Annotated in this window: 27 protein-coding genes; 17 read left to right on the top strand and 10 right to left on the bottom strand. The window is 52.9% G+C overall.

Annotation, left to right across the window (positions count from 1 at the left end; translation table 11 throughout):
* Positions 1-26: 26 nt before the first annotated feature.
* The 7 genes from KI228_RS15870 (at position 27) to cysM (ending at position 6,881) form a co-directional block, all read left to right on the top strand.
* Positions 27-926, top strand: a complete 900-nt coding sequence (locus KI228_RS15870) for a Dyp-type peroxidase (protein WP_061069799.1) — start codon at positions 27-29, stop codon at positions 924-926.
* Positions 927-1,105: 179 nt separating this feature from the next.
* A complete protein-coding gene (gene ucpA, locus KI228_RS15865) occupies positions 1,106-1,897 on the top strand; it encodes an SDR family oxidoreductase UcpA (RefSeq protein ID WP_044258374.1) in 792 nt (263 codons plus the stop codon).
* Between the two features lie 154 nt (positions 1,898-2,051).
* The gene (gene cysP / locus KI228_RS15860; protein ID WP_044258375.1) at positions 2,052-3,068 is read left to right on the top strand and encodes a thiosulfate/sulfate ABC transporter substrate-binding protein CysP; all 1,017 of its coding nucleotides are present in this window, start codon (positions 2,052-2,054) and stop codon (positions 3,066-3,068) included.
* Positions 3,068-3,901 (top strand): sulfate/thiosulfate ABC transporter permease CysT, encoded by an 834-nt coding sequence (cysT, locus tag KI228_RS15855; RefSeq protein WP_042999900.1) that lies wholly within the window; start codon positions 3,068-3,070, stop codon positions 3,899-3,901. Before cysP ends, cysT begins: the two co-directional genes overlap by 1 nt.
* Positions 3,901-4,776 (top strand): sulfate/thiosulfate ABC transporter permease CysW, encoded by an 876-nt coding sequence (gene cysW, locus KI228_RS15850; RefSeq protein ID WP_042999901.1) that lies wholly within the window; start codon positions 3,901-3,903, stop codon positions 4,774-4,776. Before cysT ends, cysW begins: the two co-directional genes overlap by 1 nt.
* A complete protein-coding gene (cysA, locus tag KI228_RS15845) occupies positions 4,766-5,860 on the top strand; it encodes a sulfate/thiosulfate ABC transporter ATP-binding protein CysA (protein ID WP_044258378.1) in 1,095 nt (364 codons plus the stop codon). The genes cysW and cysA overlap by 11 nt, the downstream gene beginning before the upstream one ends.
* A gap of 109 nt (positions 5,861-5,969) precedes the next feature.
* A complete protein-coding gene (cysM, locus tag KI228_RS15840; RefSeq protein WP_061070660.1) occupies positions 5,970-6,881 on the top strand; it encodes a cysteine synthase CysM in 912 nt (303 codons plus the stop codon).
* A gap of 32 nt (positions 6,882-6,913) precedes the next feature.
* On the opposite strand, the gene KI228_RS15835 is transcribed toward cysM, so the two are convergent.
* Together KI228_RS15835 and ptsJ are read right to left on the bottom strand one after the other, a co-directional pair.
* Positions 6,914-7,630 (bottom strand): type 1 glutamine amidotransferase, encoded by a 717-nt coding sequence (locus KI228_RS15835; protein ID WP_061069800.1) that lies wholly within the window; start codon positions 7,628-7,630, stop codon positions 6,914-6,916.
* Positions 7,631-7,643: 13 nt separating this feature from the next.
* Positions 7,644-8,939: a MocR-like B6 salvage transcription factor PtsJ gene (gene ptsJ, locus KI228_RS15830; protein WP_061069801.1), complete on the bottom strand. Its 1,296-nt coding sequence runs from the start codon at positions 8,937-8,939 to the stop codon at positions 7,644-7,646.
* An 82-nt stretch (positions 8,940-9,021) separates the two neighbouring features.
* On the opposite strand from ptsJ, the gene pdxK reads away from it, so the two are divergent.
* Together pdxK and KI228_RS15820 are read left to right on the top strand one after the other, a co-directional pair.
* Entirely contained in the window at positions 9,022-9,888 is an 867-nt protein-coding gene (gene pdxK, locus KI228_RS15825) for a pyridoxine/pyridoxal/pyridoxamine kinase (protein WP_042999905.1), read from the top strand.
* Positions 9,885-10,124 carry a hypothetical protein gene (locus KI228_RS15820; RefSeq protein ID WP_042999906.1) on the top strand — a complete coding sequence of 80 codons (240 nt, stop codon included), beginning with the start codon at positions 9,885-9,887 and terminating at the stop codon, positions 10,122-10,124. The genes pdxK and KI228_RS15820 overlap by 4 nt, the downstream gene beginning before the upstream one ends.
* A 106-nt stretch (positions 10,125-10,230) precedes the next feature.
* Here the strand turns inward: KI228_RS15820 and crr are convergent, their stop codons facing one another.
* The 5 genes from crr to cysZ form a co-directional block, all read right to left on the bottom strand.
* Positions 10,231-10,740, bottom strand: a complete 510-nt coding sequence (gene crr, locus KI228_RS15815) for a PTS glucose transporter subunit IIA (protein WP_000522253.1) — start codon at positions 10,738-10,740, stop codon at positions 10,231-10,233.
* A gap of 40 nt (positions 10,741-10,780) precedes the next feature.
* On the bottom strand, positions 10,781-12,508 hold the full coding sequence (gene ptsI / locus KI228_RS15810; RefSeq protein WP_042999907.1) for a phosphoenolpyruvate-protein phosphotransferase PtsI: 1,728 nt from the start codon (positions 12,506-12,508) through the stop codon (positions 10,781-10,783).
* A 46-nt stretch (positions 12,509-12,554) separates the two neighbouring features.
* Positions 12,555-12,812 carry a phosphocarrier protein Hpr gene (ptsH, locus tag KI228_RS15805; RefSeq protein ID WP_000487600.1) on the bottom strand — a complete coding sequence of 86 codons (258 nt, stop codon included), beginning with the start codon at positions 12,810-12,812 and terminating at the stop codon, positions 12,555-12,557.
* A gap of 382 nt (positions 12,813-13,194) precedes the next feature.
* Positions 13,195-14,166, bottom strand: a complete 972-nt coding sequence (cysK, locus tag KI228_RS15800) for a cysteine synthase A (RefSeq protein ID WP_042999909.1) — start codon at positions 14,164-14,166, stop codon at positions 13,195-13,197.
* A gap of 163 nt (positions 14,167-14,329) precedes the next feature.
* Positions 14,330-15,091: a sulfate transporter CysZ gene (gene cysZ, locus KI228_RS15795; protein ID WP_044268292.1), complete on the bottom strand. Its 762-nt coding sequence runs from the start codon at positions 15,089-15,091 to the stop codon at positions 14,330-14,332.
* A gap of 230 nt (positions 15,092-15,321) precedes the next feature.
* Here cysZ and zipA point away from each other — a divergent pair, with 230 nt between their 5' ends.
* The 3 genes from zipA (at position 15,322) to KI228_RS15780 (ending at position 18,667) form a co-directional block, all read left to right on the top strand.
* Positions 15,322-16,359, top strand: coding sequence for a cell division protein ZipA (zipA, locus tag KI228_RS15790; RefSeq protein ID WP_044268289.1), 1,038 nt, complete (start codon positions 15,322-15,324; stop codon positions 16,357-16,359).
* A 72-nt stretch (positions 16,360-16,431) separates the two neighbouring features.
* Positions 16,432-18,447, top strand: a complete 2,016-nt coding sequence (gene ligA / locus KI228_RS15785) for an NAD-dependent DNA ligase LigA (RefSeq protein ID WP_212807498.1) — start codon at positions 16,432-16,434, stop codon at positions 18,445-18,447.
* Position 18,448: 1 nt separating this feature from the next.
* Complete coding sequence (locus KI228_RS15780) at positions 18,449-18,667, top strand: DUF3820 family protein (RefSeq protein ID WP_042317684.1); 219 nt, start codon at positions 18,449-18,451, stop codon at positions 18,665-18,667.
* Here the strand turns inward: KI228_RS15780 and KI228_RS15775 are convergent.
* On the bottom strand, positions 18,664-19,662 hold the full coding sequence (locus tag KI228_RS15775) for a bile acid:sodium symporter family protein (RefSeq protein ID WP_061069803.1): 999 nt from the start codon (positions 19,660-19,662) through the stop codon (positions 18,664-18,666). The genes KI228_RS15780 and KI228_RS15775 overlap by 4 nt on opposite strands.
* An 89-nt stretch (positions 19,663-19,751) precedes the next feature.
* Between KI228_RS15775 and KI228_RS15770 the strand changes: the two genes are divergently transcribed.
* Positions 19,752-20,678 carry a LysR family transcriptional regulator gene (locus tag KI228_RS15770; protein ID WP_042999914.1) on the top strand — a complete coding sequence of 309 codons (927 nt, stop codon included), beginning with the start codon at positions 19,752-19,754 and terminating at the stop codon, positions 20,676-20,678.
* On the opposite strand, the gene KI228_RS15765 is transcribed toward KI228_RS15770, so the two are convergent.
* Positions 20,669-21,010 carry a FlxA-like family protein gene (locus tag KI228_RS15765; protein ID WP_042999915.1) on the bottom strand — a complete coding sequence of 114 codons (342 nt, stop codon included), beginning with the start codon at positions 21,008-21,010 and terminating at the stop codon, positions 20,669-20,671. The two genes, KI228_RS15770 and KI228_RS15765, sit on opposite strands and share 10 nt — an antisense overlap.
* 236 nt (positions 21,011-21,246) lie before the next feature.
* Here KI228_RS15765 and xapA point away from each other — a divergent pair, with 236 nt between their 5' ends.
* The 4 genes from xapA (at position 21,247) to KI228_RS24350 (ending at position 25,314) form a co-directional block, all read left to right on the top strand.
* A complete protein-coding gene (gene xapA, locus KI228_RS15760; RefSeq protein WP_061069804.1) occupies positions 21,247-22,080 on the top strand; it encodes a xanthosine phosphorylase in 834 nt (277 codons plus the stop codon).
* Between the two features lie 64 nt (positions 22,081-22,144).
* On the top strand, positions 22,145-23,401 hold the full coding sequence (locus KI228_RS15755) for a nucleoside permease (RefSeq protein ID WP_042999917.1): 1,257 nt from the start codon (positions 22,145-22,147) through the stop codon (positions 23,399-23,401).
* Between the two features lie 98 nt (positions 23,402-23,499).
* Entirely contained in the window at positions 23,500-24,384 is an 885-nt protein-coding gene (locus KI228_RS15750) for a LysR family transcriptional regulator (protein ID WP_061069805.1), read from the top strand.
* A gap of 276 nt (positions 24,385-24,660) precedes the next feature.
* Positions 24,661-25,314, top strand: coding sequence for a hypothetical protein (locus tag KI228_RS24350; RefSeq protein WP_225851823.1), 654 nt, complete (start codon positions 24,661-24,663; stop codon positions 25,312-25,314).
* 83 nt (positions 25,315-25,397) lie between these two features.
* Here KI228_RS24350 and KI228_RS15740 read toward each other — a convergent pair whose 3' ends face one another.
* A complete protein-coding gene (locus tag KI228_RS15740) occupies positions 25,398-25,745 on the bottom strand; it encodes a hypothetical protein (RefSeq protein WP_061069806.1) in 348 nt (115 codons plus the stop codon).
* Positions 25,746-26,755 lie beyond the last annotated feature (1,010 nt).

The following is a 26,755-nucleotide window of genomic DNA, read 5'->3' as shown; positions in this document are numbered from 1 at the left end:
GGCATTCTCATTTTTCAGGAGGAATGATGTCTCAGGTTCAGAGTGGCATTTTGCCAGAGCATTGCCGTGCGGCGATTTGGATTGAAGCGAATGTAAAAGGCGACGTTGATGCCCTGCGTGGTGCCAGCAAAGCGTTCGCCGATAAACTGGCGACCTTCCAGGCGACATTCCCGGACGCCCATCTGGGTGCGGTCGTGGCCTTCGGCAATAACACCTGGCGCACCCTGAGCGGCGGAGTGGGGGCTGAAGAGCTGAAAGACTTTATCCCTTACGGTAAAGGCCTGGCCCCGGCGACCCAGTACGATGTGCTGATCCACATTCTTTCTCTGCGTCACGATGTGAATTTCTCTGTCGCTCAGGCGGCGATGGAAGCCTTCGGCGATTGCATTGAGGTCCAGGAAGAGATCCACGGTTTCCGTTGGGTGGAAGAGCGTGATCTCAGCGGCTTTGTCGACGGTACGGAAAACCCGGCAGGGGAAGAGACGCGCCGCGAAGTGGCGGTCATCAAAGACGGCGTGGATGCGGGTGGCAGCTACGTCTTTGTTCAGCGCTGGGAACACAATCTGAAGCAGCTCAACCGCATGAGTATTCACGATCAGGAGATGATGATCGGGCGTACCAAAGAAGCCAACGAAGAGATCGATGGCGACGATCGCCCGGTAACGTCGCACCTGAGCCGTGTAGATCTGAAAGAAGACGGCAAAGGGCTGAAAATTGTTCGCCAGAGCCTGCCATACGGCACCGCCAGCGGCACTCATGGTCTCTATTTCTGCGCCTACTGTGCGCGTCTGCATAACATTGAACAGCAACTGCTGAGCATGTTTGGCGACACCGACGGCAAACGTGACGCCATGCTGCGCTTCACCAAACCGGTGACCGGCGGGTATTACTTTGCGCCGTCGCTGGACCGTTTGCTGGCACTGTAATTTTCCGCTTACGCACGTCGCTACGACCAGCATAAAAATAGTGTCCCCGCCCCGGCGGGGATGATTTTTATCTAAGATTTACCTTAATTAGTGAGCTGTTCCTCAGCACGTATCCTTTTTTCCTGTATTTTCAATGTTAATGGAGTGTGAGACTTCATATTCACAAGGAGAGCATTGAAATGGGTAAACTCACGGGCAAAACAGCATTGATTACGGGCGCATCACAGGGCATTGGCGAAGGCATCGCCAAAGTGTTTGCCCGGCATGGGGCGAACTTAATCTTGCTGGATATCTCCGATGAGATTGAAAAGCTGGCGGATGAACTCGGTGGCCGCGGGCATCGCTGTACGGCTGTGATTGCGGATGTGACCAATCCCGCCTCCGTGGCGGCGGCGTTGAAGAAAGCGAAAGAGGTGGAAGGCCGCATCGACATTCTGGTCAACAATGCAGGCGTCTGCCGTCTGGGCAGCTTCCTCGACATGAGCGACGAAGATCGCGACTTCCACATTGATGTGAATATCAAAGGCGTCTGGAACGTGACCAAAGCGGTCCTGCCGGAGATGATTAAGCGTAAAGACGGACGCATCGTGATGATGTCCTCGGTCACTGGCGATATGGTCGCCGATCCGGGCGAAACGGCCTATGCGTTGTCGAAGGCCGCGATTGTCGGGCTGACCAAATCGCTGGCGGTGGAGTACGCCCAGTCGGGGATTCGCGTGAATGCGATTTGCCCGGGCTACGTGCGTACCCCGATGGCGGAAAGCATTGCGCAGCAGTCTAACCCGGACGATCCGGAATCAGTGCTGACCGAAATGGCGAAGGCGATCCCGCTGCGTCGACTGGCCTGCCCGCTGGAAGTGGGTGAACTGGCCGCCTTCCTGGCGTCGGATGAGTCCAGCTATCTCACGGGCACGCAAAACGTGATTGACGGCGGCAGCACGTTGCCGGAGACCGTCAGCGTCGGAATCTGACGACCGCACAACCCCTTCTGACCATCAGGAGGGGTTTCTCTTATTCCCTTTTCAACTTTCAAATCAGTAAACGGTATATAAAACCGTTACTCCTTTCACACTCGTTATAAATATTATGGCTATTAGAAAGTCATCAAATTTATAAGGGTGCGCAATGGCCGTTAACTTACTGAAAAAAAGATATCTGACGCTGGTGGCGTCGTTGTTACTGGTCGGTCAGGCGCAGGCGACGGAGCTATTGAACAGCTCGTACGACGTCTCCCGCGAACTGTTTGCTGCCCTTAACCCGCCGTTTGAACAGCAGTGGGCGAAAGATAATGGCGGCGATAAGCTGACGATTAAACAGTCGCACGCGGGCTCCTCAAAGCAGGCGCTGGCAATTTTACAGGGACTGAAAGCCGACGTCGTGACCTACAATCAGGTGACCGATGTGCAGATCCTGCATGACAAAGGCAAGCTGATTCCGGCTGACTGGCAAAGCCGTCTGCCGAACAACAGCTCACCGTTTTACTCCACGATGGGATTCCTGGTACGTAAAGGCAACCCGAAGAACATTCGCGACTGGAACGACCTTGTCCGTTCTGATGTGAAGCTGATCTTCCCGAACCCGAAAACCTCCGGTAACGCCCGTTACACCTATCTGGCTGCCTGGGGCGCCGCCGATAACGCGGACGGCGGCGATAAAGCCAAAACCGAACAGTTCATGACCCAGTTCCTGAAAAACGTCGAAGTGTTTGATACCGGCGGTCGCGGCGCGACCACGACGTTTGCTGAGCGCGGACTGGGCGATGTGCTGATTAGCTTTGAGTCCGAAGTGAACAACATTCGCAAACAGTATGAAGCGCAGGGTTTTGAAGTGGTTATCCCGAAAACCAATATTCTGGCTGAGTTCCCGGTTGCCTGGGTGGATAAAAATGTGCAGGCCAACGGCACTGAGAAAGCGGCGAAAGCCTATCTGAACTGGCTGTACAGCCCGCAGGCGCAAACCATCATCACGGACTACTACTACCGCGTGAACAACCCGGAGGTGATGGACAAGCTGAAAGATAAATTCCCACAGACCGAACTGTTCCGCGTGGAAGAGAAATTTGGCTCCTGGCCTGAGGTGATGAAAACCCATTTCACCAGCGGTGGTGAACTGGACAAACTGCTGGCGGCGGGGCGTAAGTAATGTTTGCAGTCTCCTCCCGACGCGTATTGCCTGGCTTTACTTTAAGCCTGGGCACCAGCCTGCTGTTCGTTTGCCTGATTTTGCTGCTGCCGCTCAGTGCGTTAGTGATGCAACTGGCACAGATGAGCTGGGCGCAATACTGGGATGTGATTACCAATCCGCAGGTGGTTGCTGCCTATAAAGTGACGCTATTGTCGGCGTTTGTGGCGTCGATTTTTAACGGTGTGTTTGGCCTGCTGATGGCGTGGATTTTAACCCGCTATCGTTTTCCAGGGCGCACGTTGCTGGATGCGTTGATGGACCTGCCGTTTGCGTTGCCGACGGCAGTTGCCGGTCTGACGCTGGCTTCGCTGTTTTCCGTTAACGGTTTCTACGGCGAATGGCTGGCAAAATTTGATATCAAGGTGACATACACCTGGCTTGGCATTGCGGTGGCGATGGCGTTCACCAGTATTCCGTTCGTGGTGCGTACCGTGCAACCGGTACTCGAAGAGTTAGGCCCGGAATATGAAGAAGCGGCGGAAACCCTGGGCGCCACGCGGCTGCAAAGCTTTCGCAAGGTGGTCCTGCCGGAACTGTCACCTGCGCTGGTGGCCGGTGTCGCGCTGTCGTTTACCCGCAGCCTTGGCGAGTTCGGCGCAGTGATTTTCATCGCCGGTAACATTGCCTGGAAAACGGAAGTCACCTCGCTGATGATTTTTATTCGTTTGCAGGAGTTTGATTACCCTGCCGCCAGCGCGGTTGCCTCGGTGATCCTCGCGGCATCGTTATTGCTGCTGTTTTCAATTAACACCCTGCAAAGTCGCTTTGGCCGACGTGTGGTAGGTCACTAATGGCGGAAGTTACTCAATTGAAGCGTTATGACGCCCCCCGCATCAACTGGGGAAAATGGTTTCTGATTGGCACCGGCATGCTGGTGTCGGTGTTCATCCTGTTGGTGCCGATGATCACCATTTTCGTCCAGGCGTTCAGCAAAGGGGTGATGCCCGTGCTACAGAATCTGGCCGATCCGGATATGCTGCATGCCATCTGGCTGACGGTGTTGATCGCCCTGATTGCGGTGCCGGTGAACCTGGTGTTTGGCGTTCTGCTGGCCTGGCTGGTGACCCGTTTTAACTTTCCGGGCCGCCAGTTGCTGCTGACGCTGCTGGATATTCCTTTTGCCGTCTCGCCGGTGGTGGCGGGGCTGGTGTATCTGCTGTTTTACGGTTCCAACGGCCCGTTGGGCGGCTGGCTGGACGAGCATAATCTGCAAATTATGTTCTCCTGGCCGGGGATGGTGCTGGTGACCATCTTCGTCACCTGTCCGTTTGTGGTACGTGAACTGGTGCCGGTGATGCTCAGTCAGGGCAGTCAGGAAGATGAGGCGGCGATTTTGCTGGGCGCATCCGGCTGGCAGATGTTCCGTCGCGTGACGCTGCCGAACATTCGCTGGGCGCTGCTGTATGGCGTGGTGCTGACTAACGCCCGTGCGATTGGCGAGTTTGGCGCGGTGTCGGTGGTTTCCGGCTCAATTCGCGGCGAAACCCTGTCGCTGCCGTTACAGATTGAATTACTGGAGCAGGACTACAACAGCGTCGGCTCTTTTACCGCTGCGGCGCTATTGACGCTGATGGCGATTATTACCCTGTTTTTGAAGAGCATGTTGCAATGGCGCCTGGAGAATCAGGAAAAACGCGCGCAACAGGAGGAAAATCATGAGCATTGAGATTGCCAATATTAAGAAGTCTTTTGGTCGCACCCAGGTGCTGAACGATATCTCACTGGATATTCCTTCAGGTCAGATGGTTGCCTTGCTTGGGCCGTCCGGTTCCGGTAAAACCACACTACTGCGCATTATTGCCGGGCTGGAACACCAGTCCAGCGGACATATTCGCTTCCATGGTACCGACGTCAGCCGCCTGCATGCGCGCGATCGTAAGGTGGGATTTGTCTTTCAGCACTACGCGCTGTTCCGCCATATGACGGTGTTCGACAACATCGCCTTTGGCCTGAGCGTCCTGCCGCGTCGTGAGCGTCCCAATGCGGCGGCGATTAAAGCCAAAGTGACGACACTGCTGGAGATGGTGCAACTGGCACACCTGGCGGATCGCTTCCCGGCGCAGCTTTCAGGTGGGCAAAAACAACGTGTTGCGCTGGCCCGCGCGTTAGCGGTTGAACCACAAATTCTGCTGCTGGATGAGCCGTTTGGTGCCCTTGATGCGCAGGTGCGTAAAGAGCTGCGCCGCTGGCTGCGTCAACTGCATGAAGAGCTGAAATTCACCAGCGTCTTTGTCACGCATGATCAGGAAGAGGCCACTGAAGTGGCGGACCGCGTGGTGGTAATGAGCCAGGGGAATATTGAACAGGCCGATGCGCCGGATCAGGTCTGGCGTGAACCGGCGACCCGCTTTGTACTGGAATTTATGGGTGAAGTGAACCGCCTGCAAGGCACCATTCGTGGTGGGCAGTTCCACGTTGGCGCACACCGCTGGCCGCTGGGCTATACGCCTGCGTATCAGGGGCCGGTCGATCTGTTCCTGCGTCCATGGGAAGTCGATATCAGCCGCCGTACCAGTCTGGATTCGCCGTTGCCGGTTCAGGTTATTGAAGCCAGCCCGAAAGGTCATTACACCCAATTGGTCGTGCAGCCGCTCGGGTGGTATCACGACCCGTTGACCGTGGTCATGCAAGGGGACGATGCTCCGGTACGCGGCGAGCGTCTGTTTGTAGGCCTGCAAAACGCACGCTTGTATAACGGCAATCAGCGTATTGAACGTCATGATGATGTTGTTTTCGCAGAAATAGCGTAATCTCAGAGCGTTTTTTATGTAGGCCGGATAAGACAGTTATGCTGCCTCCGGCAATACACATTTGCCTGATGGCGCTGGGTTTATCAGGTCTGGGTTGTGGACTGAAATTGTGAACACATTAGAACAAACTATTGGCAACACGCCGCTGGTGAAGCTGCAGCGGTTGACGCCGGATAATGGCAGTGAAATTTGGGTCAAACTGGAAGGCAATAACCCGGCGGGGTCGGTGAAAGATCGTGCCGCGTTATCGATGATTGTTGAAGCGGAAAAACGCGGGGAGATTACGCCTGGTGATGTATTAATTGAGGCTACCAGCGGGAACACTGGCATTGCGCTGGCGATGATTGCGGCCCTGAAAGGCTATCGTATGAAGCTACTGATGCCGGACAACATGAGCCAGGAACGCCGCGCCGCGATGCGCGCCTACGGTGCTGAGCTGATTCTGGTGACCAAAGAGCAGGGGATGGAAGGGGCGCGCGATTTAGCGCTGGAGATGGCTCAGCGCGGCGAAGGCAAGCTGCTGGACCAGTTCAATAACCCTGATAACCCATACGCGCATTACACCACTACGGGGCCGGAAATCTGGCGGCAAACGTCCGGACGTCTCACCCATTTTGTTTCCAGCATGGGGACGACCGGTACTATCACCGGGGTTTCTCGTTTTCTGCGCGAGCAGGCCCGCGCGGTCACTATTGTGGGTCTGCAACCGGAAGAGGGCAGCAGCATTCCGGGGATTCGCCGCTGGCCAGCGGAATACATGCCGGGCATTTTTAATGCTCAGCTTGTCGATCAGGTCGTCGATATTCACCAGCGAGACGCGGAGAACACTATGCGTGAACTGGCGGTACGTGAAGGGATCTTCTGTGGCGTCAGCTCTGGCGGCGCGGTCGCCGGTGCAATACGGATTGCGAAAGTCAATCCGGGCGCGGTGGTAGTGGCGATTATTTGCGATCGCGGCGATCGTTATCTCTCTACCGGCGTGTTTGGCGAAGAGCACTTCAGCCAGGGCGCGGGGATTTAACCCCATTGCCCGGCGATGACCGGGCATGCGGATTAACCCTGACGTTTTTTCACCAGCAGATCCAGGAACTGCCAGAGTTTTTCATTCATTTCCTTATAATCCCATTCGCGCATTTCCGCCTTCGAGCGAATAAAGCGCTTCCCTTTGGCTTCCGCCAGCTCTTGCTCAGAATGTTGAATCAGTCCTTCCACCGCCTCGGCAGTAAATTCCATATGGCACTGGAAGCCGTAGACAAAGTTGCCGTATTGCACGATCTGTCGTGGACAGCCGATGCTTGTGGCAAGCACCGTGGCTTGATCGGTAAGCCCTGGCATGTCGTTATGCCAGTGGCCGACCGTCAGCGGAGAGCAGAAGTGGGCAAGCAACGGATGCTGTTTTCCTGCTTCGGTCAGCGTAATGGGATAGTGACCAATCTCTTTTTCCGGACTCTGGCAGACCCTGGCTCCCAGCGCTTCGCCAATCAACTGTGAACCCAGACAGATCCCGACCACGATCCGACCCGCCGAGATAGCCTGGTTGATCAGGTGTTGTTCAGCCTTAGAGTCAAAATAAGGGCACTCTGCTAGCGTGGTGCGCGGTGACTGCGGGCCGCCAAACACGACCAGCATATCAAAGCCATCGGCGTTGGCCGGAACCGGTTCGCTGTCATAGACGCGGGTCCAGGTGATGTGATGACCGCGCGTTTCAGCCCACGGCAAATAAGCGCCTGCCGATTCAAATGATTCGTGAATAATAAAATGGACGTGCACGGATACTCTCCTGTTATTGGCTCAGCGCCTGATGAAGATGGCCGGCCAGGCGGTTGATGTCGTTGTCATTGAGTGTGGAAAGGGTGATACGCAGACCCTGTGCGGGCGTGTTAACGCCGAAAGCGTCGCCTTCACGCACCAGCCAACCGGATTTCGCCAGCGCGAATGCAACGTTTTGGCTGGCTTCGGCAAGGGGTAGCCACAGGTTCAGACCATCGCCGGGGAAAATATTGTTGATGCCTTGTGCGTGCAGCGCCTGCGCCAGTTTGCGCTGCTGATCGGCGTAAAACTGGCGGGATTCGGCGAGCGTTTGCTGCCAGACGGGGTCTGCCAGACAGGTGTAAACCAGATCCTGCAAAATGTGGCTGACCCACTGACTGCCGGCGTTTAGACGCAGGCGTAATTTTGCTGACGTCGCGGGATCGCTGGCGACAATGGCAAGACGCAGGTCTGGCCCCAGCGTTTTCGACATTGAGCGAACGATCGACCAGTGGAGTGTTTCTGCCGCAATCACCGGATGCCACGCGCAGGCGGAAAGCAGGGCAAAGTGGTCGTCAACAATCACCAGTACCTGTGGGTATCGTGCGAGGATGGCCTGTAATGCGCCAGCGCGTGCGGCGCTTAAACTGCATCCCGTCGGGTTGTGCGCCCGAGGTGTAACGATCACTGCCCTGGCGCCTTTAATCAGCGCCTGTTCGAGCCCCTCTGGTCGCATCCCTTCACTGTCGACGCTCACCGGGCTGGCGCTGAATCCGGCGTATCGCAGCATATTGATACTGCTTAAAAAGCAAGGGTCTTCAACCACCACGCTATCGCCGGGCAGCAGATGGGCACTCAGCAGGCGTTCAATGGCGTCAATTGCGCCGCTGGTGATATCAATTTCACCCGCAGCGGGAACGGCATCCTGCATCCACTGCGTGGCCCAGCGCTTTAGCTCCGGGGAAACCGGCGTGTCACCGTACAGGCGGTGGTCGTGATGACATTTTGCAAAGTAACGGCTCAGGTCCGGCAGGCGAGTCGGGTCAGGATTTCCGCTGGAGAGATCGTGAAGCGGCGTGTGGGGGTCGCCGCCTTCGCGTGCGATGGGCGTCGAGGCGCTTTTAATAACGGTGCCATTGCGGCCACGACTTTGCGCCAGTCCGGATGTCACCAGGCGTTTGTAGGCCGCTGCAACAGTATTGCGATTTACATTGAGTTGTGCAGCCAGTTCCCGTACCGGCGGCAATGTTTCACCTGCAGACAACACGCCGCTGGTGACGTGCTGCCGTATACTGTCAAAGATTTCGCTGGCGGTTTTTCCGTCGATCATTATTGACCTATGACAAAATGAATTTTAGCATATGACGATAATAGTGAGGCACCCGCCCGCTGTCCAGTGAGAGGAGAAGTTAATGGAGCAGGAGAGTGATATTCAGTCAGTGCTCTTCGACGATAAGCATCGGGCGTTGCAGACCGATATTGTCGCCGTTCAGTCACAGGTGGTGTATGGCAGCGTCGGCAATAGCATCGCTGTGCCAGCCATCAAAGCAAAGGGTTTGCGGGTGACGGCGGTGCCTACCGTCCTGTTCAGTAATACTCCGCACTATGACACGTTCTACGGGGGCGTTATTCCGGCCGACTGGTTCCGCGGTTATTTGCTGGCGTTAAGCGAGCGTGATGCGCTGCGCGAGTTAAAGGCTGTGACCACCGGTTATATGGGCAGCGCAGAACAAATCGTGCTGCTGGCGCAATGGTTGCAAAACGTTCGTCAAACGCATCCTGACATTCCTGTTCTGGTCGATCCGGTGATTGGCGATACCGACAGCGGAATGTATGTGAAAGCCGAGATACCGGATGCCTATCGACATCACCTGCTGCCGCTGGCGCAGGGGCTGACGCCGAATGTCTTCGAACTGGAGATGCTCAGCGGTATGCCGTGCCGCACCCTGGAGGAGGCTGTTATCGCGGCGAGATCGCTGCTGACCGACACGCTGAAGTGGATTGTCATCACCAGCGCGCCAGGACAGGACAGTGAAACCATCAATGTGGCGGTGGTCACGGCCCAAACGCTGGATGTGATTGAGCACCCGCGGGTAGAAACCGATCTGAAAGGGACCGGCGATCTGTTCTGTGCCGAGTTGATTAGCGGCATTGTGTTGGGGAAATCGTTGACGCAGGCAACGCAACAGGCCGCGGAACGCGTACTGGCGGTGATGACCTGGACGCAGCAATGCGGATGTGACGAACTGATACTGCCTCCGGCAGGGGAGGCGCGATGAAGAGTTATCGGTTAGTGGTTCGTCAGCAGGGACGTATCGTGGGACATTTTGAAACCAGCGGGCTGAATGCGCTGGAAGATATCTGCGTGGCGCGCGCGATGTTTGGCATCACGGGCGGCTATCAATGCGAACTGTTGGTTTCTGATTCAGAAAAGCGGATGCTGGAGAGCGGGCCGGAAGGGATGAAAATCCTGATGCGTGAAAAGTGTTATCGCCCGGTGACCTCACCATTGTAACCGCGAACTGATGCCGGATGGCGGCGTATGCGCCATCAGGCGGGTTTTGCCATCCGGTAGATAAAAAAATGGCGCCAGAAGGCGCCATTTTTCTCTGCGGCAAGAATTATTTCTTGATGCGGATAACCGGGGTTTCACCCACAGTCACGCTACCGGACAGTTTGATCAGTTCTTTGATTTCGTCCATGTTGGAGATAACCACCGGAGTCAGGGTTGACTTGGCTTTTTCTTCCAGCAGCGGCAGATCGAATTCAATTACCGGGTCACCCACTTTCACACGCTGGCCTTCTTCAGCGATACGCTTGAAGCCTTCGCCTTTCAGCTCAACGGTGTCGATACCGAAGTGAACAAACAGTTCGATACCGCTATCGGATTCGATAGAGAACGCATGGTTGGTCTCAAAGATTTTGCCGATGGTACCGTCAACCGGTGCAACCATCTTATTACCGGTTGGTTTGATAGCGATGCCATCACCCACGATTTTTTCAGCAAAAACGACATCCGGTACGTCTTCGATGTTGACGATCTCGCCAGAGAGCGGTGCAACAATCTCAATAGTTCCGGTGTCTTTCTTATCATCAGAAACCAGAGACTTCAGTTTATCGAACAAACCCATGATCTTCTCCTAAGCAGTAAATTGGGCCGCATCTCGTGGATTAGCAGATTGTTTTTTCTTCAATGAACTTGTTAACCAGCGTCATTAACTCGTCCGTTGTCGGTTGAGCAAGAGCCTGCTCTGCTAACACCTTCGCATCTTCGAAGTTCGTGTTACGGATAATCTTCTTAATGCGCGGGATAGAAATGGCGCTCATAGAGAATTCGTCCAGACCCATCCCCAGCAACAGAAGTGTAGCACGTTCGTCGCCTGCAAGCTCACCACACATGCCAGTCCATTTACCTTCAGCATGAGAAGCATCAATAACTTGCTTGATCAATGTGAGGACAGATGGCGACATTGGCTGGTAGAGATGTGAAATCATATCATTACCACGGTCAACTGCCAGAGTGTACTGCGTTAAATCATTGGTGCCGATACTAAAGAAATCAACTTCTTTGGCTAAATGACGAGCAATCGTTGCCGCAGCCGGTGTTTCCACCATCACGCCAATCTCAATGGTCTCGTCAAAAGCTTTACCTTCGTCACGCAGTTCCTGTTTGTAGATTTCGATCTCTTTACGCAGTGCGCGAACTTCTTCAACAGAGATGATCATCGGGAACATAATGCGCAATTTGCCGAAAGCAGACGCGCGCAGGATAGCGCGAACCTGATCGCGCAGGATCTCTTTACGATCCATCGCGATACGCACAGCACGCCAACCCAGGAACGGGTTTTCTTCTTTCGGGAAGTTCATGTACGGCAGCTCTTTGTCGCCGCCGATGTCCATGGTACGCACGATCACCGCCTGAGAGCCACACGCTTCAGCCACGGCTTTGTAAGCTGCAAACTGTTCTTCTTCAGTCGGCAGCGCGTCGCGATCCATAAACAGGAATTCAGTACGGTACAGACCCACACCTTCCGCACCGTTGCGCTCTGCGCCTTCGACGTCACGCACGGTACCGATGTTGGCGCACACTTCAACCTGATGGCCATCCAGGGTGATGGCAGGCAGATCTTTCAGTTTAGCCAGTTCCGCTTTTTCAGTGGCAACTTGCTCCTGAACGGCGCGCAGTTTTTCAATTTCTTCGTTGGTCGGGTTGACGTAAACCTGGTTGTTTACGGCATCCAGAATCAGATAGTCGTCGTTTTTCACCTGAGAGGTGACGCTACCGGTACCCACGATGGCTGGCAGTTCCAGAGAACGCGCCATGATAGAGGTGTGGGAAGTGCGGCCGCCCACGTCGGTAATGAAACCCAGCACCTTTTTCAGGTTCAGCTGTGCGGTTTCTGACGGGGTCAGGTCAGCGGCAACCAGGATGACTTCATCCTGAATTGCGCTCAGGTCAATAATTGCCAGCCCGAGAATGTTGCGCAGCAGGCGCTTACCGATGTCACGTACGTCAGCCGCACGTTCTTTCAGGTATTCATCATCCAGTTCTTCCAGGGCAGTGGCCTGACCTTCGATAACTTCATGCGCAGCTGCGTCAGCCGTCATGTGTTTATCTTTAATCAGGGCTATGATTTCCTGCTCCAGCTCCTCATCTTCGAGCAGCATAATATGCCCTTCGAAAATGGCTTCTTTTTCTTCACCGAACGTTTCACCAGCTTTCGTTTTGATCGCTTCTAACTGTGCAGATGCCTTGGCACGACCGCTCAGAAAACGTTCAACTTCCTGATCAACCTTGTCGGCAGAAATTTTTTTCCGGTCAATGACGATTTCGTCTTCTTTCAGCAAAAGTGCTTTGCCGAAAGCGATACCCGGGGATGCTAAAATGCCTGAAATCATAACCCTACCTTACTTGTGACTGATTTTTAAAAGAACCCGGAAAAACTTATTCCAGTTCCGCCATCAGCTTGACCAGATGTTCTACGGCTTTCTGCTCGTCTTCACCTTCTGCAGAGATGGTCACGACGGTACCCTGAGTCAGACCCAGAGTTTGCAGTTTAAACAGGCTTTTCGCGCTGGCGCTTTTGCCGTTGGAAGTCACAGTAATCTCAGAAGTGAAGCCTTTCGCTTCTTTAACAAACTGAGCAGCAGGGCGGGTGTGCAGACCGTTCGGAGCGGTAATGGTAACTTCTTGCTGGAACATTGTATTTCCCCAACTTATAGGTTTAGTGTTGTGGAACTAAAGTCTAGCCTGGCGGTTTGACTTTAGCCTGTATTGTTAGCGCCGGCGTAAACGGGCGCGACACACCAGGTGTTTTACGCCATCCGTTGCTGTCAACCTCTGGCCGCTGACGTTTCGCTCGTCATTAAACATTATGCCGCTAAATCAATACTTGAACCAAATCATAAAATCGATTCAGCTAGCAGTTTTCCTGTAACGATTAATTTCGCGCTTCAAAATAATTAATCAGGTTAAATACCAGACCTGGCGGGGTGAAGCAATGGCAGGTGGGGTGAAAGTTTGAAGCAGGCCACAAAAAAGCACCTGAAAAGGTGCTTTTTTACGCGTTTTTAACATGCTGGCATTACTGTTGCAATTCTTTCTCTGTGAAGAGATCGGCAAACAGTGCAGTGCTCAAATAACGCTCACCCGATGACGGTAGGATAACCACAATATTCTTATTGGTAAAGGTTTCATCTTCCTGAAGCTTAAGCGCGGCAGCCACTGCGGCTCCGGAGGAGATACCGGCAAGAATGCCTTCCTCTTCCATTAGGCGGCGGGCGGTGGAGATCGCCTCTTCGTTGGTGATGGCGACCACTTTGTCGATCAGTTTCAGATCCAGGTTACCCGGAATGAAACCGGCGCCGATACCCTGAATTTTGTGCGGACCTGGCTTCAGCTCTTCGCCTGCCAGCGCCTGAGCGATGACCGGGGAATCCGTTGGCTCAACGGCAACGGTAATCAGGTCGGTTTTGCCTTTGGTGCCTTTAATATAGCGGGTGACGCCGGTTAGCGTCCCGCCAGTCCCCACGCCGGAGATGAAAACGTCAACCTGGCCGTCGGTATCTTCCCAGATTTCCGGACCGGTGGTTTTTTCGTGAATTTCTGGGTTTGCCGGGTTGCTGAACTGCTGAAGCAACAGATATTTCGCCGGATCGCTGGCGACAATCTCTTCTGCTTTCTGAATGGCGCCTTTCATGCCTTTTGCGCCTTCGGTCAGCACCAGGTTGGCACCCAGCGCTTTCAGCAGTTTACGACGTTCGATACTCATGGTTTCCGGCATGGTCAGCGTCAGTTTGTAACCACGTGCCGCCGCGACATAGGCCAGCGCGATACCCGTGTTGCCGCTGGTGGGTTCAACCAGCTCGACGCCCGGTTTAAGCACGCCGCGTTTTTCAGCATCCCAAATCATATTGGCACCGATACGGCATTTCACGCTGAAGCTCGGGTTACGTGATTCCACCTTCGCCAGAATGCGTCCGTTACCGATACGGTTCAGTCGAACCAGCGGCGTATGACCGATAGTCAGCGAGTTGTCTTCAAAAATCTTACTCATGGCCTGTCCTTAACTGTATGAAATTGGGATACCTTCCCAGCATACCCTTCAGACGAATATGGGGAAGTAAGGATTTCGCATATCTATATGCTATGAAGAAATAATGGGTATCAGTATGGAATAAGAGGCGTTATAAACAACCTCTTATTTACACAAACTTTCGTTATTTCCATAACGCGTGCTTAGCACGATAGCAATCCACCCACATCGCCGTGGCGCCACAGACTGCCACTGGCATGATGAAGAGATTAAGAACCGGGATCAGGGTAAACAGGCTGGTGAGCGCACCAAACTGCATATTGGTGACCTTACGGCTGCGCAGAGCAATGCGCATCTCTTTAAACGGCACTTTATGGTTGTCAAAAGGGTAATCGCAATACTGAATGGCCAGCATCCAGGCGCTGAACAGGAACCACAGTACGGGGGCGATGGTTTGCCCGATGCCGGGAATAAAGTAAAGGATCAGCAGTACGATGGCGCGTGGCAGATACCAGGCCAGCTTTTGCCATTCGCGTTTCATAATCCGCGGCACATCTTTCATGATCCCCAGAATGCCCGTGTCCGGCGGCGTTGCGCCGGTGAGCCGCGCTTCCAGTTGCTCCGCCAGCAGCCCGTTAAACGGCGCGGCAATCCAGTTGGCCAGGGTCGAGAAAAAATAGCCAAACACCAGCAGCACAGAGATGACCGCGACAGGCCACAGCAGATAGCTCAGCCATTGCAGCCAGTCCGGGACGTGACTCATAAGCGACGGGATCCAGACATCCAGCTGTGTGAACAGCCACCAGAACGCACTGCCCATTAGCAGGATGTTGACCAGTAGCGGTAAAATGACATAGCGACGGATCCCTGGTTGCGAAACCAGTTTCCATCCCTGAGCAAAGTAGTAAAAACCGCTGCGTGGCGCAGTGACAGATGATGACACCATAGTCAGGACATGCTCCTTTTCGTATAAGTCCTAAGCGAACACGGGTATCTTACCGGGTTATCGCACACAGAACAGTTCGGAAATGTTCGAAAAAACAGCAAAAAGCACGATTTCGTTCATCTTTATGCTGTGAAAGCTAAGAGTACACTTGCACTTGACGTAATCGGCAAATACTCTTAGTGAGTAAATGTTTGCCGTGGTGGCAAGGTGTTAGAACAACAGAGAATATAATGATGCAGGATTTGCGTCTGATATTAATCATTGTTGGCGCGATCGCCATAATCGCTTTACTGGTACATGGTTTCTGGACCAGCCGTAAAGAACGATCTTCTATGTTCCGCGATCGTCCACTGAAACGCATGAAATCAAAACGCGACGACGACTCGTATGACGATGATGTCGAAGCAGACGAAGGCGTGGGTGAAGTTCGTGTTCACCGCGTGAATCATGCCCCTGGCAACCCGCAGGAGCATGAAGCTCCTCGCCAGTCGCCGCAACACCAGTACCAGCCGCCTTATGCGTCGGCACAACCGCGTCAGCCGGTTCAGCCATCGTCTGAAGTGCCGGTACAGCCGCAGCATGCCCAGCGTCCGCCGCAGCAGCCGGTACACCAGCCACAGCCTGCGCCGCAGCAATCCGCTCAGCCGCAGCCAGTGCATCAGCCTGCGCCACAGCAACCTGTGCATCAGCCGCAGCCGGTTCAACAACAGCCCGTCGCGCCGCAGATTCAGCCCGTTCAGCCGACTGCACCGCAGCCGTCGCCACAGGCTTTCCAGCCTGCAGAACCCGTGGTCGAGCCACAGCCTGAGCCCGTCGTTGAAGAAGCGCCAGCCCCGGAAAAGCCTCAGCGTAAAGAAGCGGTGATCATCATGAACGTCGCCGCCCATCATGGCAGCGAGCTTAACGGTGAAGTGCTGCTCAACAGCATTCAGCAGGCCGGATTCAAGTTTGGCGACATGAATATTTTCCATCGTCATCTGAGTCCGGATGGCAGCGGCCCGGCGTTATTCAGCCTGGCTAATATGGTTAACCCGGGTACGTTTGATCCAGAAATGGTCGACTTCACCACGCCGGGCGTGACCATCTTTATGCAGGTGCCGTCTTACGGCGATGAACTGCAGAACTTCAAACTGATGCTGCAATCCGCACAGCATATTGCCGATGAAGTCGGTGGTGTGGTGCTCGACGATCAGCGTCGGATGATGACGCCGCAAAAATTGCGCGAGTATCAGGACCGTATCCGCGAAGTGAAAGACGCGAACGCCTGATACACTCAAGGCACGACAACTTCCTTTCTGAACCCCCGCCTGTCGGGGGTTTTTTATCATTGATGGTGCGATATGGAATCAATCGAACAACAACTGACCGAACTGCGAACCACGCTTCGCCATCATGAGTATCTTTACCATGTGATGGATGCGCCGGAAATCCCCGATGCAGAATATGACCGCCTGATGCGCGAGCTGCGTGAACTGGAAGCGCAACACCCGGAGCTGATTACTCCGGACTCTCCGACCCAGCGCGTGGGCGCTGCGCCGCTGGCGTCTTTCAGCCAGATTCGTCATGAAGTGCCGATGTTGTCGCTGGACAACGTCTTTGATGAGGAGAGTTTCCTGGCGTTTAACAAGCGCGTGCAGGACCGTCTTAAGAGTAGCGACAAGCTCACCTGGTGCTGTGAGCTGAAACTGGACGGTCTGGCGGTCAGCATTCTCTATGAAAACGGGGTGCTGGTGAGTGCAGCGACGCGTGGTGATGGTACGACCGGTGAGGACATTACCTCAAACGTGCGGACTATTCGCGCCATTCCGCTGAAACTCCACGGCGATAACATTCCGACGCGTCTGGAAGTGCGAGGCGAAGTTTTCCTGCCGCAGGCGGGTTTTGAAAAGATCAATGAAGATGCTCGCCGCACGGGCGGAAAGCTGTTTGCTAACCCGCGTAATGCGGCGGCGGGCTCGCTGCGCCAGCTCGATCCGCGTATCACCACGAAGCGACCACTCACTTTCTTCTGCTATGGCGTTGGCGTGCTGGAAGGCGGCGAACTGCCTGATACTCATCTGGGGCGTCTGCTGCAATTCAAAGCATGGGGGTTGCCGGTCAGCGATCGCGTGACGCTGTGTGACTCGCCGGAAGCGGTGCTGGCGTTTTACCACAAGGTGGAAGAGGACCGTCCGACGCTGGGTTTCGACATCGATGGGGTGGTGATTAAGGTCAACTCGATGGCGCTACAGGAGCAACTGGGTTTCGTCGCACGTGCGCCGCGCTGGGCGGTGGCCTTTAAATTCCCGGCGCAGGAACAGATGACCTTTGTTCGTGACGTGGAGTTCCAGGTCGGACGCACCGGAGCAATTACTCCCGTTGCGCGTCTTGAACCGGTACAGGTCGCGGGTGTGCTGGTGAGTAACGCCACGCTGCATAATGCCGATGAAATCGAACGTCTTGGCCTGCGCATTGGCGATAAGGTGGTAATTCGCCGTGCTGGCGATGTTATTCCGCAGGTGGTCAACGTGGTGCTTTCCGAACGTCCGGACGACACGCGTCCGGTAGCATTTCCGACGCATTGCCCGGTATGCGGTTCAGACGTTGAGCGCGTGGAAGGTGAAGCGGTTGCTCGCTGTACCGGCGGTTTGATTTGCGGCGCGCAGCGTAAAGAATCGCTCAAGCATTTTGTGTCTCGTCGGGCGATGGACGTGGACGGCATGGGCGACAAAATTATCGACCAACTGGTCGAGAAAGAGTATGTCCACACGCCGGCGGACCTGTTTCGGCTGACAGCCGGGAAACTGACCGGTCTCGACCGAATGGGGCCGAAGTCGGCGCAAAACGTGGTGGATGCGCTGGAAAAATCGAAATCGACCACCTTTGCCCGTTTCCTGTATGCACTCGGTATCCGGGAAGTTGGAGAGGCTACGGCCGCCGGTCTGGCCGCTTACTTCGGTACTCTGGAAGCGCTGGAAGCGGCGTCTATTGACGAGCTGCAAAAAGTCCCCGATGTGGGCATTGTGGTCGCCACCCATGTGTTCAATTTCTTTGCTGAAGAGAGCAATCGCGAAGTCATCGGGCAACTGCTGGCGGAAGGCATTCACTGGCCTGCACCGGTGGTGATTAATGCGGAAGAGATTGACAGTCCATTTGCCGGGAAAACGGTAGTGCTGACGGGAAGCCTGAGCCAGATGTCGCGCGATGATGCTAAAGCGCGGCTGGTGGAGCTCGGCGCGAAAGTGGCGGGCAGCGTCTCGAAGAAGACCGATCTGGTTATTGCTGGCGAAGCGGCCGGTTCTAAACTGGCAAAAGCGCAGGAGCTGGGGATTGCAGTGATTGACGAAGCGGAAATGCTCCGCCTGCTGGGTGTCTGAGATGGAGAAAGAGCAGCTCGTTGAGATTGCCAACACGGTGATGCCGTTTGGTAAATATAAAGGGCGTCGGCTGATCGATGTGCCAGAAGAGTATCTGCTGTGGTTTGCCCGCAAGGATGAGTTTCCGGCGGGTAAACTGGGCGAGCTGATGCAAATTACGCTGCTAATCAAAACCGAAGGGCTGAGCCAGCTGGTTCAGCCCCTGAAGCGCCCGCTTTAAGCTTTGGCGGCGCGGCTGTCCTGCTGCTCCTGTAACTGTTCGGTCTGGCGCTTATAGCGGCGAGCCAGTACTGCACAGACCATCAACTGAATCTGGTGGAAGATCATCAGCGGCAGCACCATCATCCCAATGACGGACGTCGGGAAAAGGATGTTGGCCATGGGGACGCCGTTTGCCAGACTCTTTTTCGACCCGCAGAAAACAATCGTGATTTCGTCGGCTTTGTTGAAGCCGCATTTGCGCGCCACAACGATGTTTACAGCAATCACGATGGCGAGCAACACGATGCTGACCACGACGATAAACAGCAGCGATCCCCAGCCCACTTTGTGCCAGATCCCGTTCACGACGGCTTCACTGAAGGCGGAATAAACCACCAGCAAAATTGACGTTTGATCGGTCTTCGCAATCCATTTTTTATTTCGTGCGACCCACTTGCCGATCCACGGGCGGGAAAGGTGCCCGAGCACAAACGGCAACAGCAGTTGCAGCATGATTTTCCCGACCTGCTCCAGACTGCCTTCTGCGCCATGAATATTCATCACCAGACCAACCAACAGCGGGGAGAGGAAAATCCCCAGCAGGCTGGAGGCCGAGGCTGAGCAGACCGCCGCCGCAACGTTACCGCCCGCCAGCGAGGTAAAGGCAATCGCCGACTGTACCGTAGCGGGCAAAATGCACAGATACAGAAAGCCGGTGTACAGCATCGGATCAACGTTGACCGGCGCCCACCAGGCAAACAATACGCCGAGCACCGGGAACAGAATGAAGGTGCTACACATCACCCACAGGTGTAACCGCCAGTGACTGCCGCCCGCGATAATGGCTTCGCGCGAAAGCTTTGCTCCGTGCATAAAGAACAGGAGCGCGATGGCCGCGGTGGTGATGCCTTCAACAACAGGCACAAAATCTCCCTCAGCGGGGAAAAATGAGGCCAGCAGGACGACCGTAATCAGGGTCAGCGTAAACGGATCGAGGATACGAAAAATATTCATAAATACTCCAGGAATTCGGTGTCCTTATTTTGCGTTTTTCATTTTGAGAAATAAAATTGATTTATTGCATCTATATATGAATCGAATCGATGAATTATTCACTGCGTCAACTTCGGGTGTTTGTCACTGTAGCCCAGGAAAAAAGTTTTAGCCGTGCAGGCGAGTGCATTGGCCTGAGTCAGTCGGCAGTGAGCCACAGTATTAAAGAGCTAGAGCGCCAGACGGGCGTTAAACTGCTGGATCGCACGACGCGAGAAGTGGTGCTGACGGACGCCGGTCAACAACTGGCGGGTCGTCTGGAGCGACTGCTGGATGAACTACACATCACGCTGCGTGAAGCGGGTAGGGTGGGCACGCAACTCACCGGGACGGTCCGCGTGGCGGCAAGCCAGACGATCTCCGCCCATCTCATTCCGCAGTGCATTGCGCAAAGTAACTTGCGCTATCCGGCGATCGATTTTGTCCTGCACGATCGACCGCAGCAGTGGGTACTGGAGAGTATCCGCCAGGGAGAAGTGGATTTTGGCATTGTGATTGATCCGGGGGCGGTGAGCGATCTGCAATGTGAAGCTGTGCTCTCCGAACCTTTTCTCCTGCTTTGCCATGAGTCACACCCGCTGGCGACACGGGAATGGGTGAACTGGCAGGATCTCCGGGAGGAACGGCTGGTCTTACAGGATTATGCATCGGGTAGCCGGCCGCTCATTGACGCGGCGCTTGCGCACTTTGCGATAGAGGCCAATATTGTGCAGGAGATTGGTCATCCGGCGACGCTGTTTCCGATGGTAGAAGCGGGAATAGGTATCAGTATTCTGCCTGCGCTGGCCTTACCGTTGCCGCAGGGGAGCCACTTGCAGGTGAAGCGACTGACGCCGGTGGTGGAGCGGCAACTGATGCTGGCGCGTCGCAAGAATCGCTCGCTGTCGACAGCCGCCCAGGCGCTGTGGGAGGTCGTTCGCACCCAGGCGAATGCATTAACAAATTTACGTGCGCAGGATCCGCTTTATCAGATATAAACATCAATCTGATGGTCGTCGGAAGGATGATTAACGCCTTGCGCGTTTACCTGGGCTTGTTCCTGCTTTTGCTGAGCTTCTTCGGCCTGCTGGTGCTGTAACTGCGCCAGTTGTGCCTGCAACACTTTGATCTGTGTCTGGAGCATTTCTTGTTGTTTTTTCTTCTCTTCCGCGCTGCCAGTGCTATCCGGCACCTCTTTGAGCTTCTGCGTCAGTTGGGTGATTTTCTCCACAATCTGGGCGATCTGCGCGGCGGTACTGTTACCTGAAGCGGTTTTTGCGCTACTCCCGCCGCTTTGAACGGAAGGGGTTGAGACGTTGATGGTGGTCATCGTGGTTTCCTTTTGCCATTAAACCTACGATATCGGCATAGAAAGACAGACCTTCAGTGCATCCTCCTATTTCTGGCAGGGACAATTAGCCTTCATACGCGCCTGCCGGGCCCAGGATTGATATACATTTGCTATCGATCATCCGGGAAAACTGTATTGGTAATCGATTGCGTACTCTCGCTATAACCATTACCTCCCTCACTCAATGAGTGACTAGCTGATTATAAGGACATCTCATGACCGACTCCCACTTTTCCCAGAATCCCTGGAACAGCGCTGATATTATCCGCGGCTATAAACCTGACTTCACGCCGCGCGTCGCTTTTATCCTTGGATCGGGTTTAGGCGCGCTGGCTGAGCAGATAGAAGATGTGGTGGCGATCTCTTACGAGAAGCTGCCTGGGTTCCCGGTGAGTACCGTTCACGGGCATGCCGGTGAGTTAGTGCTCGGTCATCTGGCCGGGGTTCCGGTCGCCTGTATGAAAGGACGCGGGCACTTCTACGAGGGGCGCGGCATGACCGTGATGACCGACGCTATTCGCACAATGAGGCTACTGGGTTGCGAACTGCTGTTCTGCACCAATGCGGCGGGGTCTCTGCGTCCGGAAGTGGGGCCAGGGAGTCTGGTGGCGCTGAGTGACCATATCAACACCATGCCAGGAACGCCGATGGTTGGGCCGAACGATGAACGCTTTGGTGAGCGTTTCTTCTCGCTGGCGAATGCCTATGATGCCGATTATCGTGCGATTTTACAGACCGTAGCTGCCGACGAGGGTTTTACGCTGAGTGAAGGCGTATTTGTTTCTTATCCGGGACCTAACTTTGAGACGGCCGCAGAGATTCGCATGATGCAAATTATCGGCGGCGATGTGGTGGGGATGTCGGTGGTACCTGAAGTTATCACCGCCCGCCACTGCGGACTGAAAGTGGTTGCCGTGTCGGCGATCACCAATCTGGCGGAAGGGCTGGGGGATGTGAAACTCTCGCACGCGCAAACCCTGGCGGCGGCTGAACTTTCACGTCAGAACTTTATCGACCTGATTTGCGGGTTCCTGCGTAAACTGGCCTGAAACCGATAATAATAATGACCCCGCCAGCAGGCGGGGTTCGTACTCTACGGCAAGGAAGAAAAAAATGGGTATTGCGTCCCGATTAAAGATCATGTCGTTTATGCAATATTTTATCTGGGGAAGCTGGCTGGTCACCCTGGGTTCATACATGATTAACACCCTTCATTTTACCGGTGCCAACGTGGGTATGGTGTACAGCTCAAAAGGGCTGGCGGCGATTATTATGCCCGGCATTATGGGGATTATTGCGGACAAATGGCTGCGGGCAGAGCGTGCTTATATGCTTTGTCATCTGCTCTGTGCGGGCGCGCTGCTCTACGCGACGACGGTGACCGATCCGGACACCATGTTCTGGGTGATGTTGATCAACGCAATGGCCTTCATGCCGACGATTTCGCTTTCCAACAGTGTCTCATATTCCTGTCTGGCGCAATCAGGGCAGGATCCGGTGACGGCATTTCCGCCTATTCGCGTTTTTGGCACGATTGGTTTTATCGTTGCGATGTGGACCGTCAGCCTGATGGGCCTGGAGCTGAGCAATGCGCAACTGTACATTGCGTCTGGCGCATCGCTGCTACTGGCTGCCTACGCACTCACGCTGCCGAAAATTCCGGTCGCCGAGAAGAAAGCGAGCGCGTCGTTTGCCAGTAAGCTGGGGCTGGATGCGTTTGTGCTGTTTAAAAATCCGCGGATGGCGATTTTCTTTCTGTTTGCCATGATGCTGGGTGCAGTGCTGCAAATTACCAACGTTTTTGGTAACCCCTTCCTGCACGACTTTGCCCGCGATCCGCAGTTTGCCGACAGTTTTGTGGTGAAATACCCGTCCATCTTACTCTCTGTCTCGCAGATGGCGGAAGTCGGCTTTATTCTGACTATCCCGTTCTTCCTCAAACGCTTTGGCATCAAAACGGTCATGCTGATGAGCATGCTGGCGTGGACATTGCGCTTTGGCTTCTTTGCCTTTGGCGACCCGTCTCCACTCGGATTTGTTCTGCTGCTGATGTCGATGATCGTCTACGGTTGCGCATTCGATTTCTTCAACATTTCAGGCTCGGTCTTCGTTGAACAGGAAGTGGATTCGAAAATTCGTGCCAGTGCGCAGGGGCTGTTTATGACGATGGTCAATGGCGTCGGCGCGTGGGTTGGCTCCATCCTGAGCGGTATGGCGGTGGATTACTTCTCAGTGGATGGCGTGAAGGACTGGCAAACTATCTGGCTGGTCTTTGCGGCGTATGCCCTGGTGCTGGCGGTGATTTTTGCGCTGTGCTTTAAGTACAAGCATGAACCTGAAAAGCAGGCACAGCCCTCGCTGGCCCGTTAATCCCCCTTTGCGGCGGGCATATGTTGCCCGTCGTTCCTGTTCTGCGACGCAATGTGGTAATTTGGCGCATCAGTCCTCTCCTCAGGAGCGCATTACCCATGGAACGCACGCCTCGTATCGATCTCAAGTTACTGCGTTATTTTCTTGCTGTCGCCGAAGAGTTACATTTTGGACGCGCCGCCGCTCGTCTGAATATGTCGCAGCCTCCATTGAGTATTCATATTAAAGAGCTGGAACAGGAGCTCGGCACGCTGCTGTTTATCCGCCATTCGCGCAGCGTAGCGTTGACCCATGCAGGGAAAATCCTGATGGAAGAGTCACGACGTCTGCTTTCCAGCGCCAGCCAGGTGTTAGCACGCGTCGAACAGATCGGGCGCGGTGAGGCAGGGCGGATCGAACTGGGCGTGATCGGCACGGCGATGTGGGGAAAAATGCGCCCGGTAATGCGGCAATTCCTGAAGGACAATCCTAACGTTGAGGTGCTGTTTCGTGAAAATATGCCAGCGATGCAGATGGCCATGCTGGAGCGACGTGAACTGGATGCCGGTGTCTGGCGAATGGCGGTTGAGCCAGCGCCTGGGTTTACCAGCCTGCGATTGCATGAATCCTCTTTTCTGGTGGCGATGCCAGAAGAGCATGCGCTGACTGTGCGGGAGACCGTACCATTAGAAGCCCTGCGTAACGAATATTTCGTCACCATGCCTTCGATACACACTGACTGGGCATTCCTGCAACGCGTTTGCCAGAGTGCGGGGTTCTCTCCGATGATCATACGTGAAGTGATGGAGCCGCAAACGGTACTGGCGATGATCAGTATGGGAATTGGCATTACGCTGATTGCCGACAGCTACGCGCAGATGAACTGGCCGGGTGTGGTGTTCCGTCCATTAGAAGAGCGTATTCCGGCTGATTTGTACATCGTGTATGACCAGCAACAGGCGACACCCGCACTGGAACACATGATTAATGCCTTAACGGCGTAACGGGTACATCGCGTACTTTTTTGCTTCAACGTACCCGAACCGATCCCCGTTGTGGTGCCAGGACGTCTGGCCGTAGACCAATCATTGTATAGCATCACCAAATGATCCTATGCGGTTGATGGTTACGCAGGGAATATATGTCTGAACCAATTTCCGCAAGGATTATTCACAATTTCGGTAAATGAAAATGTAGCAATGTATATGCGGTAGGTGAAATTTAAATTTGTTCTTTTTTATTGAATTTTTCCGTTCGGGGCGTATGCTGAAGTAAAATAAATGGAGGTTGTAATGTGCGAAAGGATATTAAGGAACGCTTCTTTTGATCATGAAGGCACTATTCTGAGAGACTGTCAGGAACTATTCACAGAGCCAGGGTTATCTTCTGGGGCTGATCCTGTATTATTCAGATCGTTAACCCCCGGAGAGTTAAAGCTGGCGCAAACTCTATTTAAGAATATCATCAACTACGACAGAGTAAAAATATATTGTGACCGCAATCATTCAAGGTATCAATCTAAAGTAATAACCAATACCAGAAATGGTGAGATTCTTTTGAGTATAAACGAGTATAAATCTGATTTTTCAGCCGATTATACAAACTACCATGATTCTGTAACATATCCTCATTTGTTTATATTTGCCATTTCTTTTGTCTGGCAATATTATCGGCATGACTCTTCTTTTCATGATAATACCTATGCATCAACACGCTGGGATTCATATCATCTTGGTGAGCCTCATTTTATTTTTTACTCTATGGAACAACAGGCGGCAATGATTGCTGATTACTGGTTGCTGAAGAAACATGATTTTATGGAGTATGAAAAATTAAGCAGCTATAAAAAACATGAGCAATTTAATTTTAATATAAGAAAGGAGTTATTGGATAAATACCAATCTATTTTATGGATGCATATTCAAACTAGGTAATCATCCTGGCAATTTAATAGGCATTTTGTTGGAGTTATTACCTTTCTCGTATACATCCTTACCAAAACGTTCGAAAAACACCCTTATAGTTTTATTACTTTCCCACGCTTGCCACCGTCATCAATAAAATACGTTCCTAAACGCAATTTATCACTATCATCCTTTCTCATTAGAGTAAACTCCTCTACTAATGAATAATGTGTATAGGTTGAGCGATAAGTAAGCATCACCACATTAGCATTAATAACATTACTGGATATTAAATCAGACTTTATGAAATCTTCTTTGCTTGTAATTTTCGGGAAATCATTAGCTCCATTTGCATACATATTGGAGAAATCATTTTTATTATATAAACTTTGAAAGTAAACAACCTTTTCTTGAGCCTCGTTTCTTACCTCCGCATACAATCTGTATACCATTATAAGCACTGCTCAATTTCTCATGAGATGCAAACTACCAAAAAATCAGCGCTGCTATTATCAATCACCAAGACCACATTAATTTTATCTTTTCCTTAAGTGAATTGAGGAATACATGGATATTAAATTTATTACCTTTACATCATGCTAATCATAATTATCGATATATTGAGGTAGTAAAAAATTTATGCTACCAATCCATAGATTCACAAAGGATATCTGGCGGCAACGATGTTATGCTCTTATCTGTTCGGTGAACAAACTCATTGTGTATTTAAGCATGATACTGGATACGTTGTTTCCCAACAACCTACGGATTGGAGGTATAGACGAATTCTTATTTTTGTTCTCCGGTTCACATGAGTACATTGTAATTCGAATTCAGGAATTTTTAATAAATTTGCACAGACAGTATATTCCCAACCGCTCAACAATCAAGACTGCCGACAAAAACCAAGCATAGAATGCAATATATGGCAATAATGAACCAATTATAATACTCGACCACAAATCATTTATTACAACATGAGGTGATGTTTTTATAGAAACATAAAAAAAACTTATCACTGATGAAATATAAGGGGTGATAACACAGAAAACCGCATCCATGAAAATAGTTTTCTTCAAAAAGGACACAATTCCAGAAATCAAAAACAAAACATAAAAAACCGTCAAGTAATCGTAAGTGTAATGATTTAATGTTTTAAACACATATGTCTTCACAATAAAGAAATGAATAATTATTGAGAAAATAGGTAGAGATAGGCGTGCTATTCTCATAATTAACACCGACTAATATGCTGGAGTTATAAACCATGAACCCCATGGTTTATTTGGCTTAGGGTAACGGATATTTGACATAGCATCTTTCATTCCCCACGGCGTCTGAATTTTTCCCAGATTTTTAAAAGGGCCAATGCCATTTAAAACACTACTGGAACATGATGCACAAAAAAATGGTGAACATCCACCTTGTTCATCTATAGCCTCTCTAATTTTCCTGTCCTCATCTGGAGTTA

The organism is Citrobacter amalonaticus (assembly GCF_018323885.1).
Lineage (GTDB): Bacteria > Pseudomonadota > Gammaproteobacteria > Enterobacterales > Enterobacteriaceae > Citrobacter_A > Citrobacter_A amalonaticus.
This window is presented reverse-complemented; position numbering and strand designations above follow the sequence as displayed.